The sequence below is a fragment of the Corticibacter populi genome, from assembly GCF_004217315.1.
Taxonomy (GTDB): domain Bacteria; phylum Pseudomonadota; class Gammaproteobacteria; order Burkholderiales; family Burkholderiaceae_C; genus Lampropedia; species Lampropedia populi.
Genome location: NZ_SGWR01000001.1, coordinates 523,796 through 538,146, shown reverse-complemented (window position 1 = coordinate 538,146; position 14,351 = coordinate 523,796). Strand labels below are relative to the sequence as shown.

Annotated in this window: 15 protein-coding genes; all 15 read right to left on the bottom strand. The window is 64.4% G+C overall.

Annotated features, from left to right (window positions below; translation table 11 throughout):
- Positions 1-5: 5 nt before the first annotated feature.
- From EV687_RS02355 to EV687_RS02285, 15 genes are read right to left on the bottom strand one after another with little or no spacing between them, the layout of a single operon-like run.
- Complete coding sequence (locus EV687_RS02355) at positions 6-1,298, bottom strand: TraU family protein (RefSeq protein WP_242612425.1); 1,293 nt, start codon at positions 1,296-1,298, stop codon at positions 6-8.
- Between the two features lie 14 nt (positions 1,299-1,312).
- Positions 1,313-1,771 (bottom strand): TIGR03757 family integrating conjugative element protein, encoded by a 459-nt coding sequence (locus EV687_RS02350; RefSeq protein ID WP_162846528.1) that lies wholly within the window; start codon positions 1,769-1,771, stop codon positions 1,313-1,315.
- 21 nt (positions 1,772-1,792) lie between these two features.
- Complete coding sequence (locus tag EV687_RS02345) at positions 1,793-4,738, bottom strand: conjugative transfer ATPase (RefSeq protein WP_122226270.1); 2,946 nt, start codon at positions 4,736-4,738, stop codon at positions 1,793-1,795.
- Positions 4,739-4,749: 11 nt separating this feature from the next.
- Positions 4,750-5,232: a TIGR03751 family conjugal transfer lipoprotein gene (locus tag EV687_RS02340; RefSeq protein ID WP_122226269.1), complete on the bottom strand. Its 483-nt coding sequence runs from the start codon at positions 5,230-5,232 to the stop codon at positions 4,750-4,752.
- Entirely contained in the window at positions 5,219-6,703 is a 1,485-nt protein-coding gene (locus tag EV687_RS02335; RefSeq protein WP_122226268.1) for a TIGR03752 family integrating conjugative element protein, read from the bottom strand. The genes EV687_RS02340 and EV687_RS02335 overlap by 14 nt, the downstream gene beginning before the upstream one ends.
- 12 nt (positions 6,704-6,715) lie before the next feature.
- Positions 6,716-7,795 carry a TIGR03749 family integrating conjugative element protein gene (locus EV687_RS02330; protein WP_242612422.1) on the bottom strand — a complete coding sequence of 360 codons (1,080 nt, stop codon included), beginning with the start codon at positions 7,793-7,795 and terminating at the stop codon, positions 6,716-6,718.
- Entirely contained in the window at positions 7,792-8,553 is a 762-nt protein-coding gene (locus EV687_RS02325; protein ID WP_122226267.1) for a PFL_4703 family integrating conjugative element protein, read from the bottom strand. The genes EV687_RS02330 and EV687_RS02325 overlap by 4 nt, the downstream gene beginning before the upstream one ends.
- Positions 8,550-9,035: a TIGR03750 family conjugal transfer protein gene (locus tag EV687_RS02320; RefSeq protein ID WP_122226266.1), complete on the bottom strand. Its 486-nt coding sequence runs from the start codon at positions 9,033-9,035 to the stop codon at positions 8,550-8,552. Before EV687_RS02320 ends, EV687_RS02325 begins: the two co-directional genes overlap by 4 nt.
- A gap of 12 nt (positions 9,036-9,047) precedes the next feature.
- Complete coding sequence (locus EV687_RS02315) at positions 9,048-9,443, bottom strand: DUF2976 domain-containing protein (protein WP_122226265.1); 396 nt, start codon at positions 9,441-9,443, stop codon at positions 9,048-9,050.
- 49 nt (positions 9,444-9,492) lie between these two features.
- The gene (locus EV687_RS02310) at positions 9,493-9,723 is read right to left on the bottom strand and encodes a DUF3262 family protein (RefSeq protein ID WP_122226264.1); all 231 of its coding nucleotides are present in this window, start codon (positions 9,721-9,723) and stop codon (positions 9,493-9,495) included.
- A gap of 50 nt (positions 9,724-9,773) precedes the next feature.
- Positions 9,774-10,100 (bottom strand): integrative conjugative element protein, RAQPRD family, encoded by a 327-nt coding sequence (locus tag EV687_RS02305; protein WP_122226263.1) that lies wholly within the window; start codon positions 10,098-10,100, stop codon positions 9,774-9,776.
- 35 nt (positions 10,101-10,135) lie between these two features.
- On the bottom strand, positions 10,136-10,909 hold the full coding sequence (locus EV687_RS02300; RefSeq protein WP_242612421.1) for a TIGR03747 family integrating conjugative element membrane protein: 774 nt from the start codon (positions 10,907-10,909) through the stop codon (positions 10,136-10,138).
- The gene (traD, locus tag EV687_RS02295) at positions 10,909-13,125 is read right to left on the bottom strand and encodes a type IV conjugative transfer system coupling protein TraD (protein WP_122226262.1); all 2,217 of its coding nucleotides are present in this window, start codon (positions 13,123-13,125) and stop codon (positions 10,909-10,911) included. The genes EV687_RS02300 and traD overlap by 1 nt, the downstream gene beginning before the upstream one ends.
- On the bottom strand, positions 13,122-13,646 hold the full coding sequence (locus tag EV687_RS02290) for a PFL_4695 family integrating conjugative element protein (protein ID WP_122226261.1): 525 nt from the start codon (positions 13,644-13,646) through the stop codon (positions 13,122-13,124). Before EV687_RS02290 ends, traD begins: the two co-directional genes overlap by 4 nt.
- Entirely contained in the window at positions 13,643-14,347 is a 705-nt protein-coding gene (locus EV687_RS02285) for a lysozyme family protein (protein WP_122226260.1), read from the bottom strand. Before EV687_RS02285 ends, EV687_RS02290 begins: the two co-directional genes overlap by 4 nt.
- Positions 14,348-14,351: the final 4 nt, after the last annotated feature.

The following is a 14,351-nucleotide window of genomic DNA, read 5'->3' as shown; positions in this document are numbered from 1 at the left end:
GGGACTCATGGGATGCTGTAGAGGTAGGAGCCGCGCCGGCGGCAGCATTCGTACTTGCGCCAGAGGTTCCAGCTGTAGCCGTCCTCGGTGGACGTGCGCCCGTCGCCCCAGCTTGAGAGCGACAGGCTGTCATTGCCGCCGAAGGTCGCGCAGCTGCGATCGGCGACGGGATAGAGCATCTGCCACTTGGGATCGGTGCCCTGCTTGAAATAGCGGTAGCCGCTGCCGCCGTTGACTTTTAGGCGAGCGTAGATGTGCGGCTGATTCGAGCGGCTGATGATCGAATTGACCCGTTCAGCGAGTACGGCCGAGGCCTTGACCGGGTGCCCCTGGATGATCTCGCCGGTGCGCGGATAGATGCTGCCCCAGGTTGTCACGCCGGTACCCACTTCGCCCAGCGTTGGCACCCAGGCCTGCGGGTAGAGCATCTCCAGCGGCATGACGCCGCGCCAGAAGTACGCGTCGAGCTCGGATGAGAAATGCAGGCTGAACATCGAGGCCGCGCCCGGACAGAAAATCGTCTGCCCGCCAGTGGCGCCATTGATGATCCCCACGATCTGCGAGATCGAGGAGAGGGCCGACTGGATGTTGCCGATGGTGTTGTAGATCTGCGTGACGCGCCTGACCGCATCGACTGTGGACATGAGCGTACGCACAGCCGAGAGCAGCGCTTCCTTGCCGCTGAGCATGCTCACGGCCCCTGAGCCGACCCCGGATGCGATCTCCTGGGGCACCTGCGTCCATTGCTTGCCGATGTTGGGCAGTTCGTTGCTGAGGAACCCGGAGATCTCGCTGGTGTCCGGAATCGCCAATGTGGTGGGTACCGAGAACACGCCACCCGATGAGATCATCTGTGCGAACATGCCCACCGGGTTGCCAAAGGCATCCGCCCCCTTGAAACTCGCCATGGCCGCAGCGGTGTTCATCCCGCCTGCGGAACTGTCAGGCAGCGTCGCCAGCATCGTGCTGCTGGCGGCAGTCAGCGTGGTGGCCACCACCGCGCCGAGATCTCCCCACGGATGCTGCGAGGCCGCGTTGTAGGTGGACACGATGGCATCGGGCACATAGTGGCTCACCCGCAGCGACGTGCGGATGCGGCAGCCCCGCCAGGAGCAATAGAGGAAGAAGCACAGGCCCTCGACCCGGTATGACAGGCACGAGGGCGCGGCCGCGATGGTGTTGCTGATGATCGCCGCCGTGTTCGTGGCGGCCAAGGCCGTGCGACCAGGCAGGGCCAGGCTGCCCATGGCGAGCAATGCCGATGCAGCCACCATGCCCAGCTGCGTGCCGATCGTCATGCGCCTGGTGGACCTCATTGACCATCCCCCTGCAAGTTGGCCTGGCGCTGCTGGAACAAGTCCGCGGCCGCATCGATGTCGGTGATGCCGTAGAGCACGAATTTCTGGTTGATCACCACGGCCGGGATGCGCGAGAGCCGGTAGGCGATGGCGCGGCTCATGCCGGTAGAGGCCTGCTGGATGCGTGCCTGGTACTTCCTTCGGATGGCCGCTTCCTGCCGCTGCAGATGCGCCATCGCGGCCGCCTCGCTGGCTGGCACGCCGACATTGATTTCCTCCTCGATGAGCTGGACGTCATCGACACGGAAGATCTGCAACTGCGTGCGCTGCGCGGCCTGGCCGGCGCGGATCGGCATCGCCGAGTTGGCGAAGACTTCGACGTGGGTGATGCCTTGGTAGCGCGCCTGGCTTGAAGCAATGATCTGAGCGTGGGCACCAGTACCGGCGCCGGCGGCCAGGGCGAGGAGGAGCATGGTCAGCACTTTGCGCATGGCTCACTCCCGGGCCTTTTCGAGCTGGCGGGCCACCATCACGGCTGCATCCATCTCGTTGACGCCGTGCTCTTCCATGAGCCTGCGGCGCTGCGCTTTTTCGTGCTTTTCAGTCATCGCCAGCGCAATGGGCAGCGAGGGCGGAACATTGCGAAACAGCACCTGACCACCAGCCGATATCATCACGCCCTCGGTGAATTTCGGTGGCTCCTTGCGGGCCGATTCGATCATCTGGCGCTGCTCGGGAGAAAGCGCCCGGAACCGGGCGATCTCCTCGATCTCCGACTTGTCCATGGTCAGCAGCATCCAGTATTCGCACATGGACAGCACGCGGCTCATGGATGCCGGGAAGTCGGCCAGGTTCTGCGTGGCGAGCCAGAACCAGATGCCCAACTTGCGCCACATCTTCGTGCCCTTGGCGATCTTGGGGCCGAGCAGCTCGTTGGTGGTGATCAAGTGGCCCTCATCGGTCAGGAAGATGATGGGGCGGTCATCGGCCTGAGTGCGTTCACCGCGGGACTGCACCGCATCGATGAGGCTGGTGTAGGCCAGCGCCATGGCATCGCCATAGCCATCCTGGGTGAGCGTGCCCATCTCGACCAGGGTGACGTCCACGTCCGGCCAGTCCGTGCCGACGCGGTTGAAGATGCGCCCGCGCAGCCCCTGGGTGAACGGCATCATCGCCTGGCCCATTTCCTCGGCGCGCAGTTGCCGGACCGCAGAAAGGCTGGGGTCTTTGTTCATGCCCATCAGTTGCAAGGCCACATCCTGAGCCAGCGGATGCGCACGCCCTTCATCGCGGCATTGCATGGCAGCGCGGATGATGGCCGTTGAAATCAGGTAACGATCGGCACGGCCCATGCGAGCCACTTCCGCAGTCTCGCCGCCAGTGATCATCATGATGGCGGCGATCAACATCTCCCCGAGCAGGTCGCGCTTTTGCAGCTCACTGTCATCCTCGTCGTCTTCTGCGGCATCGAGAACGTCATCGCCTCCCGCGAGCTTGTTGATGGCCTCGTCATCGGGCAAGCCGGCATTGGTGCGCGCCTGCTGTTCGGCCGACAGGTAGGACCCCATCACATCGGGGTCATCGAGCAGGCGCAAGGCATGCACGAAGGGCGGCAAGGACACATCTGAATAGCTGGTGAGTTCGGCGCTGTAGGTCGAGAGTCCCATCTCCGCGAAGTAATTCATCAGCAGCGAGAACGACCGCCCGGCATCCACGATCACCAGGCGCGGACGATGCACCGCCATCGTCAGCATCGAGAGGTAGTTGAGCGTGGCCGACTTGCCCGCACCAGTCGGCCCGAACACCAGCATGTGCGCGTTCTTCTTGCGGTCGTGCTTGCTCAACGGGTCCATCCAGATGGGCTCTCCACCCCGGTTCCAGAACCACATGCCAGGATTGTTGGTGCCCCTGGCACGGCCATAGACCGGCAGCATCGCCGCCAGTTGCGAGGCAAATATCAGGCGCTGGCGGCGCAGGAATTTGGTGTCGAAGGCGTGGTCATAATTGAACGGCAGGCCCCGGATGAATTCATCGAGCGGCACCAGATCCTGCCTGGGGTCAATCAGCTTCATGCCTGACGACGTCAGACTGGTGCTGGCCTGATTGACCACGTCATCGAGAGCCTTGCGGTCTGCGGCGGTGACGTAGAGCACCGTGTAGGCCGGAAACAGCTTCTCGCCGGTGCTCATGCATTGGAGCACGCCCTCGCACTCGGCATGCGTCTGCATGGCAACCGCCGTCTTGGCCCTGGATGCATCGCGGATACGCTCGACGCGGCCCTGCACCTTGTATTGCGGTTCAACCACGATGGTGATCGAGAGCATCGAGCCTGGCGGCAGCCGGTCGAATCGGGCGTAGAAGTGCTTGTCCTCCCGCCGTTCGGCGCTGAAGTGGCCGATCTGCGGATCTCGCTGCAGCGCCTGCAGAACCAAAGCCTTGTAAGGCCGGCCATCGAACTCCCAGATGCCGGCCTCCAGGTCCGACCTGGGGCGCGACGCCGACAATGATTCAGCGATGTCGAAACCAAAGAGCGGCGGGCGTCCGGGCGGTGTCTTGCCGTCGGTATAGGGCATGACCTTGAGCGCCTCGGCAACATTACTGGCAAATTTGGGCGCAGGATTGAAGAATGGCATGAGCCATTCGTAGAAATCCTTGCCATCGCCCCGGTGGCTGGCAATGCCGGCCTCGGCCAGTGCGGACGTGAACATCGATACCGCGGCATTGACCTGCTGAGAGGCGGTATTGGCTTCGGTCGCATCCATTGCGCCAAAGCGCCGGTAGATGCAGCAGCGCACGCGGCGCAGCTGCGCGCGCCAGGTCTGGCCGGTCACCAGCGTGTCTGTGAACAGACCTTCGGGTCGTGACGCAAGGTCAATGTGCCGATCAAACTCGGCCAGCACCGCCCGCGTGTAGCGCGATTCCCGGATGGCCTTGGCGCGCTCTGGATAGACCTTGTGCACCTCCTGGATGTAGGCCTGCAGGCGTTCCTTGAGGGGCGTGACGTTCTGGTCGTCACTCAGGTAGAACTGCACGATCCAGGGCGAGCCAGCGGCTTCCGGTATCGCCTGCAGGGCGTCCTGGATCTTCATGCGGTAAGCCTGCAGATCCTGCTCGGTTCTTGACTCGGTCGAGATCGGCGTGAGTTCGAGCATCGCACCCACCGTGGCGCCATCCTCCATCACGAACACCTGCTCGGCATCGAGGTACTGCTTGTAGGGCAGAAGCTCCGTGAACGAGGGCGGGCGCTCGGCCATCTTGCGCCGGTACGCAATCGTCAAGGGCCGCTCGCGCCGCTGCCGCTCGATGGCAGGCGTCGCGGACTGACCACCCGCGATCGGATCTGCCTGTTTTTCCTCTGCCTGTTTTTCCTGACTGGCTGCCTGACTGGCAGCGTTACGGTCCGTGCCCAATCCGAAGAGCTTGAAGATGTCATCGAGCATGCGTGACTCCATCATCGCGCCCCATCCGGGCGATTAAGGCTCTTGGCCGTGGCGAGCTCGATCTCCACCTCGCCGGGCAGTGCGTAATGCACTTCGTCGTACATCGGGAACACGGTCACATAGCCCGGCACCGGGTATTTGCCCTTGGCCAGGTGCGGATAGACGACCATCACCAGGTCGGGATTGGGCACGCGCTGGAACCGTTGGTTCATCGGCTCCAGGGCCGACCAGTAGCGGTCAGTGAGCTCGTCGCCGGCGCCGATCGAGCGCGCACCTCCCTTGCCGTAAAGCAGTGCGCGTGTATCGGGCCGGGCTGGCTCGTCGGTGCCAGGGGCGATGCGGCCGCTGTAGATGTCCGAGATCGTCGGGCTGCCGGCCGTCGCATCGATCAGCGGCGATTGCCGGGGCCCGGCCACCGAGCAGCCGGCCAGCGTGGCGGTCACCACCAGCAGCGCCGGAAGGGAAATGAAGGAGATGGCGTCATTCCAGGCCATAGTGGGTGCCTCGCTGTTGGGTTGTGGCCGCCTGCTGGCGGTGAACGATCTTGCGTGCGCCGACGATCTTGTCGATGCGCACTTCCTGTGTCAGATGCACGACCAGGCGCTGTCCGCTGGGCGTGACCACGGCATCGAAGCTGTTCTGCAGACGCGAGAGCAGCCAGTTCGAGACTTCGCTGGCAGCCGACGATGCCGCCTGTCCCATCACATAGTCGCCACGACTGCCTGTGACAGCGCTGGTGAAGCCGTCTGCGGTCTGGTTGGTGGTGGTCTGTGCGTTGGCGAACGACTGCGCTGCAACCTCCAGGCTCTTGAGGCCGACGATGTCCGTGAGGTAGGAAGGCGCATTGGTCACGAAGCGGCCGACGATGCAGGGGTTGCCGTGCAGGTCGCTGATGTAGCCCATGTAGCCGCTGCGCTGGTTGCCGGCGTTGCTGCTGTTCGTGTTGATGTTGGATGCTGACTGACCGGATCGGGTCGTGCTGATCGTGCCGTCGTTGAAAACGAACGTGAGCGACTGGATATGCCCCTCGGAGCAGGACAGCGCCATGTCGCCAACGGCAATACCCGAGACGATGACGCCCTCGATGTCCCCTGGCAGTTCCCAGCCGTTGGCCGCCAGGTTCTCGCGCCCGACGATGGCCTTGAATTGCATCGGGTCCGTCACGCGACCATCGACCGGTACACGTCCAATGATGGCCGTCATGGCCGTGACGTCCACCAGCGTGGCGTTGTCCGGCAGCGTGAAGTAGGGCTCATCCTGCGGGCGGGCGGCGGCGGCTTTGGCAACGGCCTGGCTTGCACTGGCCGCCTCATTGTCGGCTGCGGCCGCCGAGGTGCGCACATAGCGCACCACCGGCGCCTTGCCGCGTTGGGTCTCTGTCGCTGCTTGCCAGCCCATGGGTGCCAGCGCCTTGTAGGCGACCGAGCCGGCATCGGGATCGACCTCTGCGGACTGCGAGACCGCAGGTGGCATGCCATTGGCCGCCCGCGCCGCATCGCGCACCGTGCCGGCATTGGGCATGCCCTGGCGGGTGCTGCTGATCGTGCCGATGGTCTGCGTGGCTGAGTCGATGGCACGGCCAATGCCCGCGAGTGGCGACGGATCGCCTGCGGGCGCAGTCGCCACGTCGCTGCCGCCGAGATCGACCACATCATTGGCTGTGCCTGCAGGCATTGGCGCGCCTGGCCGGCCGCCGCGCAGCTGCTCGTTCTCGCGCATGATGCGGATGTTCTGCTCGACGAGCTGCTGCACCTGCTCGCGCAGGGCATTGTTGCTGGTCGTGACCGTATTGAGTGCCTCGGTCATGGTGTCGGCGTCGGCGCCGGCCTGCACACGTGGCAGCGCCTGCATCGGTGCATCAGAGCGCACCGGCGCATCGGACGTGCAGCGCTGGACCACGATGACGACGGCGATCAAGCCGACGGCGCCGGCCATGATCGGAAGCATGCGATTGCTGGTTGCCATGTGTGCTGCTCCTTACCTGCAGGATTCGAATGGACGCTGGCAGACCAGGTAGATCGCGGTCGTGTCGCGCTCGCTGCCGGCCGGGCCAATGCGACCGTGCTGGGCCGTTGCGGCCAACCACTGGCCGCGCAAGGCTTCCAGCGGTATCTCCAGTGGGCTCTTGGCCAGGTTGCGCACCACCACTGCCGTTACCCACAGGTTGCCCGAGCGCCACTGTCCGATGGGCGTCGTCTCGACCAGGGCACCTCGAATGAGGCCGTTGACAGGGGTGGTATCGAGCTTGACCTGGGAGACACCGGCCGTACCGTAGGCCAGGCGCTTGGGCGCGTAGAGTGCGCGGGCCGCATGACGTGTGAGCTGCACCATGTCGGCAGCCTGTTGCTGCTCCTGGTCCTGATGCTCGGTCGATACCGTCGGCTCGCTCTTGCGGTCTGCAAGCACGCGTTCACCCAGGAACACTTCGAGCTCCTCGGAAGCTGTGACGGTGCCCTCGTTGGCCACCAGGTCCAGTGGCACCTGCTCGCCGGTCTCTATCAGCTCCGCGATGATTCGCAGCGGCGCGAATGGACGCAGCGCTCTCGCGTAGACCGTGCGGCCAATGGATTCGAGCCTGACGGCCACCTCGATGTCACCAGGTACATGCAGCACGGCCGGCGAGGGCAGTGTGATCAGGCGTTCGTGACCCACCGGGAGCGCCACACCGATCGGACGGCGGTTGAAAACCACACGCTCCGTACTCGCACGCGCCGGCGTGGCGGCGCGCTTGCTCTGCGCCTCGCGCACCGCACGGGCAGCAATGCCAACGTCGGCGCCGCTTGGATTCGCAGCCACATCCAGCTGCTGGAACACCTCGGCCTGGACGACGGGATCGGGTGCGAGATCGGGCCTCTCGCCCAGGTCTGGCATTGCCGGCATCGCAACGGCTGCAACAGGGGCAGGGGATGCTGCACGCTGCCCCGGCGTGATATCCACCAGCTCGGCAGGGATGTCGTCAATGGTCTGCGCCTTGGCTGCATCCAGGCCAGCGCCCAATGCGATTGCCAGAGCGCAGCAGGCCTGCACCAGGCGGGATGTGTGGAAATTGTGAGTCATGGATTGCTCCTGGCAGCGGGGCCGCGTGCGGCATCGGCGAGCGGGTCAACGGACTGATTGGTGGTGCGCGGCAGCGTCATCGGCGCAATGCTGGTGGGTGCCTGCTGGGGTTTGCCTGCTGCTACATCAGCGGCATTGATGCGCGCTGGGGTAGCGGCGCCAAAGCAGTCCAAAGCCAGGCCCCAGGGGTTGCGTTGTCGGTCGACGTCATAGCGCACGACCCGCAGCGGGTAGCGGATGAACACGTCCTTGAGCGAGTGGCCGCGGAACTCTTCGATCAGCTGCATGTCCAGCAGCACCTGCCAGCTCGAACCGCCTTCGCTGATGACGCGGTTTTCGGCGAAGCCAAAACCGGGGATCTCGGTGACCAGGCGCGTGCGCTGGCGCAGCTCGCCGCGCTTGCCACGTGTTTCCATGTCGGCGACCAGCTGGGCGCGGCAGCGCGGCGTCAGGTAGGCCTGCAATGCAAAGACCTGCGCCGGATAGTCCTTGCTGCCATCGGCCTGCCAGCGGTTGACCTGCTGCCAGATGTAGTACCCAAACGAATAGACATTGCTGCTGGGCACCGGCGAATGGCCGTCCCTGATGTCGACGCTGTCGCCGGCGCGCACGTCCGGCGCCAGATGAACCGTGACGTGCTTGGGCGATGCGTACAGCAGGTACATCGCCGCCAGGCCCAGCAATGCGCCACAGGCCATGATCTTGACCAGCTGCGCGGATTTCTTGCGCTCGGTTTCGAGCGCGTCGATGTAACTCATGGTTCAGTGCGGGTTGTGCGGGCTGTCTGTTTGAAAGGGGCTCGCCGGGCAACCGGACGCGCCTGCTTGCGGGAAGTGGCTGCCGAGGGGAGGCCGGAGCTGAACGGCATGTGGAAGGGACTCTCGAAACCGAGGATGCGCCGTCCGATATCCCAGCCGCCGCTGCGCGAGATCGATTTGTCGGTGACGACATTGCGCGCTGCCAGCCAGCGGTGGATGGCCTGGCCGTAGTAGCCATCGGGCCTGCCGCGCTTGATCACCGCCAGCTGCGCGCTCGCCAGGTACAGCACCACCAGCGGCCCGAACACCGCCAGCAGCAGGATGGCCTGCCAGAGGCCAGTCGCTGCGAAAACCGCGCCTCCCGCGACGAGGAAAACCACCATCGAGATCCCACCGATGAACGCCGCTTCCGTGACGTTCATGCCCTGGAACACGTTGGGCTCGCTGTTGACCAGGTCGGTGATCACTGCCTTGTGCTGCATGGCCTGATCCGATCAGCTGAAGACCTCGAAGGCGTAGGTAACCATCAGGATCAGGAAGACCGTGAAGATTGCGCCGGTGATCATGTACTCCTTGAGGTCGGCAAACTCGGCCTGGCCCTTCGAGTAGGCTCGCCACTTCGTGAACGCTCCGGAGACGACCATCAAGAAGCCCCATGCTGCCATGATCAATCCGAGAATCGTGACACCCTTCTTGAAGTAGCCGCCCATGGCTCCCAGCCAATCCCCCTGGGAGACCTGCTGGCCGTCGATGCCTTCCGGCAGGTCGACGGTCGGCAAGGCTGCATGGGCATCGCTCCACCCGAGTGCCGCGCCCAGCACGGCCAGCAGCATGAGCGCGGTGCGCGGGTTGGCCATCGCAGTGGCGAGGAGTCGAGAAGATGGGGACATGGTGATTTCTCCTGAAAGAGTGAGTTGAAAGAGGGAAGAAAACGCGGTTTCAGACGACAAAAATCGCGGTCAGTACGAACATCAACACCACCACCGCCTTGACGCATTGCCAGATGGCTTCTCCTGCCTTGAGCTGCTCGCTCTGGTAGGCCTGCAGGACGCGGCCCACGATCCAGGCAAAAACCATGATGGCGACGACCGAGCCGATGGACTGCAGGGTGACGGCCAGCACGGAGGCATCAACGCCGGAGCCATCAGAGAAGAGGGTGTTCGTGCTCATGAGTGGGGCGATTGGTGTGGGCGATCGGTGGGTGCGATCGGTGGGTGCGATCACTGGCGGTAGTCGCCATGCAACGCCGGCACCGGACGCGGCTGCCTGGGCGAGTTGAGGTGGTCGCGGATGCCTTGCTGCATCTGCTCCAAGTCGGCGATCAGCCACTCGTAGTGGAACTTGACGCGCTGTCCGCTTGGCGCCGAGGCCTGCGCCTTGGCCACCAGCTGCTTGAGCATGGTGATTTCGCCATCAATGACGGCCAGACGCTCGCGCTCGGCGTCCAGGTTGTCAGCGAACGCGGGCGTTGCCAGGCCAGCTGCGGCCACCAGCAGCGCAGCCAGCCAGGCGCGGCCATTGAGTTGTCGGGATGGGTATGCATGCATGCGTTCTCTCCTGCAAAAGATCAGACGTACAAAGATCAGACGTATTTCTTGAAACTGGCCACCGTGACGCTGAGGGTGAACGCCACCAGCACGGTGAAGATGAGGACCATCCAGGTCGGGTTGATGCCGCCGAAGGGCCACGTCAGGTAGAAGCCAAAGCCGGCGGTGAGCGCCCATTTGGTGTAGCGTTTGGCGTGGTGGTAGACGAAACTGGACTCGCGTCCGCCCTGCCAGCGGCGCAGGTCGCGCTTGACCATGCCGTCGACCACGCCCACCAGGCAGGCCAGGGCGAATGCCGGCAGCGCGAAGACCGCGATGGCAAGCCGCAGGAACACGTCCTGGGCCACATACATGCTGGTGACCGCAATGTGCGCAAACATGCGGCTGGCCGTGGCGCTCGCACGATCGACGCCGGCACGCACCTGGCGGGTTCCGCTGGACTGGCCCTGCAGCAGATCGCCGACACCCGTGGTGCTGTGGCTGCTTTGGTACCAGCGCAGGATGCCCAGGCGCTCGTAGGGAAAGCGCACTCGCTCGATGAGCCGCTTGGAGAAGGACACGGTATCGCGCACCAGGATGCTGCGCGGAGCCTGCTCGATGTAGTGCAGATCCTGCTGGACGATGCGCTGGGCATGTCCCAGGCCCTCGGCCTTCCAGAATGTGTAGGAGCCGGCAATCTCGATGATCGTGCCCACGAAGATCGAGAACAGCGACATGAAGACCAGGCCCATGGCGATCTCCAGCACGATGCTGATCGGGCCACGGCTTTGCGGCTGGATGGGGCGGGACTGTGCTGCTGCCATGGCCATCACGCACCCCTCTGATCGATCGTCGTGACGACAGCGGTGTCGCTGCCATGTGCGGCCGCATCATCAGCATCTGCGGCCGTCTCGGTTTCCTCTGCGAGCGTGTCATCGATGAGGCCCGGTCCGACTGGCTGGCCTCCCAGCCAGTCGGTCTCGGCTGCCCAGCTCTCCGAGGTGCGGTAGCGCCGCTTCATGTCCTGCGCTACCTTCTTGAGGGACTCGGGCACGAATGGGTCATTCGTGGTGTCCGCAAGCGGGATGCGGATCTTGTAGGCGCGGTTGCCTTCGAGCAGCGCAATCGCCTGGCCCTGGGGCAGCTTGAGAATGTCCGAGGCCGCAATCATGGGCATCTTGACGGAGGTCAGGATGTCGTCGTTGCGGGACGTGAAGTCGGCGCCGCCCTGTGCGGCCGAATCGGTCACGCCCGAGACCGGTGTCAGATGCACCACGTCCACCTCGGGCATCTGCTCGGCCACCAGGTTCGCCGTGGTGATCGAGCGCACACGCAGCATCACCACATGGTTGAAGTTGTCGAAGATCTGTCCGGCCTTCGCCTTGTCGCCCACCTTGGACTCGATGTCGAAGAACGACTGCGTGTAGGCGGTGATCTGGAACCCGCTGCCGCCGAGCTTGTTGACCATCGGCACGAATTCGGGCCCGGCGATCTCGTTGACTTCATCGAAGTGGCAGCACACCTTCGGCAGGGAAATCTTGCCCTCCGGATGGTGCGGGTCGAGCCCGGTCTTGTAGAGCTTGCCGCCCACGCTCACCAGGTCCGAGAGCATCGAGTTGCCAACGGCAGCCGAGACAACGGAATCGGAGAGCGCATCCAGGCCCGCATAAACGATGCCACCCTGGCGCATCACCGTCATCCAGTCGAAGATGGGCCTGTCGTCATCGGGATCGAGGTAGTCCGGGCTGATGAGCTTGCCCACCTGGCCGGAGATCAGCTTTTCGAGGAAAGGACCGAGCGAGGCGATGATCTTTTCGTAGAAAGAGCGGTCATACGAAACAGCGCCCAGCAGACCCAGCAGCACGTTGTCGGTAGCCTTGGATTCCCGGATCCAGACCGCCATGGCAATCACTTCTGGCGCCCGGTTCTGCAGTGTTTTATCGACACCTTGCAGCTTCTTGGACTCGGCCAAGGCCTTGAGCACTTCAATCTTGTCCTTGAAGTCCACAAATCGCTGGTGGTTGATGGCCTGATTCGCGTAGTACCAGGTCACGTACTCCAGGAACAGCGGCTCAATGCCGGTGACATCGTGCAGCAGGGTTTCGTAGGTCGGAATGCGCCCGAGGGCCACCTGCGCCTGCGCGACGATGTTGGTGAACCGCCAGCTGAACTCCTTGAATGCCGCGCTGTTGCCAGATGAGGGCAGGGCGTTGGTGGCGCGCGTGGCGACTTCCGTGATCCGGCTGAAACTGCCGATGCCGTTGTAGCGGGCGGAGATTTCCGGGTAGCCGAGGTGGAACAGATAGAGCTGCTCTAGCCGGCCAGCGCGTCGGGCTTCGGCCTGCACGCGCAGCATCAGGTCCGCGTCGCCCTTGGGGTCGATGATGATCACGACGTGGCCGGCGTGGATATCCTGCGTGGCGAGCATCTCCAAGAGGCGCGTCTTGCCCACGCGGGTCGTGCCCATCACCACCATGTGGCCGTTGCGGCTGCTCTGGCGCATCTTGACCGGCCGCTCATCGATGGAGCCGACGCCGTGCAGTACCGGCGAGCCACCCAGATCGGGGTAGGGCTTGAACGGGTTGAGCCAATGGTCGAAGCCGGTGAGGCGCTTGAGCAACCGCGAGTTGCCCTCTTGCACCTTGGCTCCCCAATTGCGCAGCGCAATCTCGCGGGCACTCTGCGTGACATAGGGCTTTGCATCGGGTCGGCGCGCTTCATGCACGCGCTGCGTGTGCTGCTGTGTCCAGGCAAAACCCTCGCCGAGATAGAACTCGCCGGGCCCGACCGGAATCTTGTGCGGAGCGATGCGCGTGACCGGGTAATACTTGAGGTTGTGGTGGTAGCGCACGATGCGCAGGCCTTCGCGCAGCCGCGTCCAGCCGGCGTAGCCGGCAATGGCCGCAACCACCAGGGCCATGTGCCAGGGCATCATCAGCGCCCAGGGCGTCAGCACCGCGATGGCCGCAACCACCAGCAGCACGAAGGCCGAATACCACTCGACCGGTGGGCGCAGCAGGGCCTCGAGTCCGGTTTCCGACCTCATGGCAGGCCCTTCAGGATCTGCTGCACCGTGCCATCACGGCGCAGCAGCACCGGATAGACGCTGCTGCCCGCACGCAGCAGCTGCTGCTCCAGCCAGCGGCTGGTCGCCGGCGCCAATGCCAGCGGCGCCGCCTCAGCCTGCGCAACCTTGAAGGCGGGCTCGTCCTGCGAGGCGACCACCACGCCCCAGGCGCCCAGCTGCTCCAGGCGCTGCTTGTTGTAGCGCAGCCAGAGCAGCGAATCCTCGTCGGTGCCGATCAGGAACACGTCCTGCGTCATCCACTGCGCATCGAACACCTGCAGGCCATCCTGCGGCAGCACACCACGATGCAGGGCCGTGACCAGTGGGAACCGCAGGCCTGGCAGCACGCCGTCCTGGTCATCGCCGGCCACCATGTAGGCCATGTACGGCTCCAGTGGCACAGTGCGGCCGCTGTCATGCAGCTGCGTCAGCACAGCCTGTTGGGCATGGCTGGGCATGGAGAGGAAAAAGACCAGGGGGAGGGCGACGTACCAGCTCATGCGGTCACTCCCAGCAGCTGGCGGGTATCGACGCCCTGCAGGGCGATCTGGCGCACCACTGAACGGGCATAGCGGTTGCCCCTCTCACGGTTGTCCGGGCGCTCGGAGCCGATGTGATAGAGCTTGAAGGCCGTCAGCCAGTCGCGGCGCGCCTGGTAGAGGCCTTGCAGGATCGAGGCGCCCACGCGCAGGTTCGTCCAGTGATCGAGCGCGTCCGACTTGGATGCGAATTTGGCACCATGCCAATGCCAGTTGACCTGCATGGAGCCGCAATCGACATTGGTGATGCCCGTGCGAATGTGACGCTGTAGCGCATCAAGGGCTGCTGCGTGCGAGCGGTATCGCTCGCCACGGCCGCGCACGCACAGCGTCCAGGGGAATGGCAGCACCCGCTCGCCAAACTTCATGCGGCTCTCTTGCAGTGCCACGCCATACAGCGCCCAGGCCGGCAGGCCATGTTCGGCGGCGACCTGGGCGTAGGCCCAGGGCACCTGGCCTGCGGCAGGCTGCGGCCTGGTCGGATGGGCGCGGACAGGTGTTGACGCGGGCGCAGCTGCAGACTGACCCAGCGGCACGATGCGCTTGTAGGTGCCCTGCGGCAGGATCATGCGGGTCTGGCCGACTGGCGAGCTTGCGCTCACACTGGACCAGCCACCGGAGAGCATGACCGCTGTTGCAATGAGCAAGTTGCGCCGCTGCATCCAC

What these genes read in the sequence shown, in the direction of transcription:
- EV687_RS02355 (WP_242612425.1), bottom strand. Translation starts at nt 1,298, where the DNA reads ATGACGATCGGCACGCAGCTGGGCATGGTGGCTGCATCGGCATTGCTC.
- EV687_RS02350 (WP_162846528.1), bottom strand. Translation starts at nt 1,771, where the DNA reads ATGCTCCTCCTCGCCCTGGCCGCCGGCGCCGGTACTGGTGCCCACGCT.
- EV687_RS02345 (WP_122226270.1), bottom strand. Translation starts at nt 4,738, where the DNA reads ATGCTCGATGACATCTTCAAGCTCTTCGGATTGGGCACGGACCGTAAC.
- EV687_RS02340 (WP_122226269.1), bottom strand. Translation starts at nt 5,232, where the DNA reads ATGGCCTGGAATGACGCCATCTCCTTCATTTCCCTTCCGGCGCTGCTG.
- EV687_RS02335 (WP_122226268.1), bottom strand. Translation starts at nt 6,703, where the DNA reads ATGGCAACCAGCAATCGCATGCTTCCGATCATGGCCGGCGCCGTCGGC.
- EV687_RS02330 (WP_242612422.1), bottom strand. Translation starts at nt 7,795, where the DNA reads ATGACTCACAATTTCCACACATCCCGCCTGGTGCAGGCCTGCTGCGCT.
- EV687_RS02325 (WP_122226267.1), bottom strand. Translation starts at nt 8,553, where the DNA reads ATGAGTTACATCGACGCGCTCGAAACCGAGCGCAAGAAATCCGCGCAG.
- EV687_RS02320 (WP_122226266.1), bottom strand. Translation starts at nt 9,035, where the DNA reads ATGCAGCACAAGGCAGTGATCACCGACCTGGTCAACAGCGAGCCCAAC.
- EV687_RS02315 (WP_122226265.1), bottom strand. Translation starts at nt 9,443, where the DNA reads ATGTCCCCATCTTCTCGACTCCTCGCCACTGCGATGGCCAACCCGCGC.
- EV687_RS02310 (WP_122226264.1), bottom strand. Translation starts at nt 9,723, where the DNA reads ATGAGCACGAACACCCTCTTCTCTGATGGCTCCGGCGTTGATGCCTCC.
- EV687_RS02305 (WP_122226263.1), bottom strand. Translation starts at nt 10,100, where the DNA reads ATGCATGCATACCCATCCCGACAACTCAATGGCCGCGCCTGGCTGGCT.
- EV687_RS02300 (WP_242612421.1), bottom strand. Translation starts at nt 10,909, where the DNA reads ATGGCCATGGCAGCAGCACAGTCCCGCCCCATCCAGCCGCAAAGCCGT.
- traD (WP_122226262.1), bottom strand. Translation starts at nt 13,125, where the DNA reads ATGAGGTCGGAAACCGGACTCGAGGCCCTGCTGCGCCCACCGGTCGAG.
- EV687_RS02290 (WP_122226261.1), bottom strand. Translation starts at nt 13,646, where the DNA reads ATGAGCTGGTACGTCGCCCTCCCCCTGGTCTTTTTCCTCTCCATGCCC.
- EV687_RS02285 (WP_122226260.1), bottom strand. Translation starts at nt 14,347, where the DNA reads ATGCAGCGGCGCAACTTGCTCATTGCAACAGCGGTCATGCTCTCCGGT.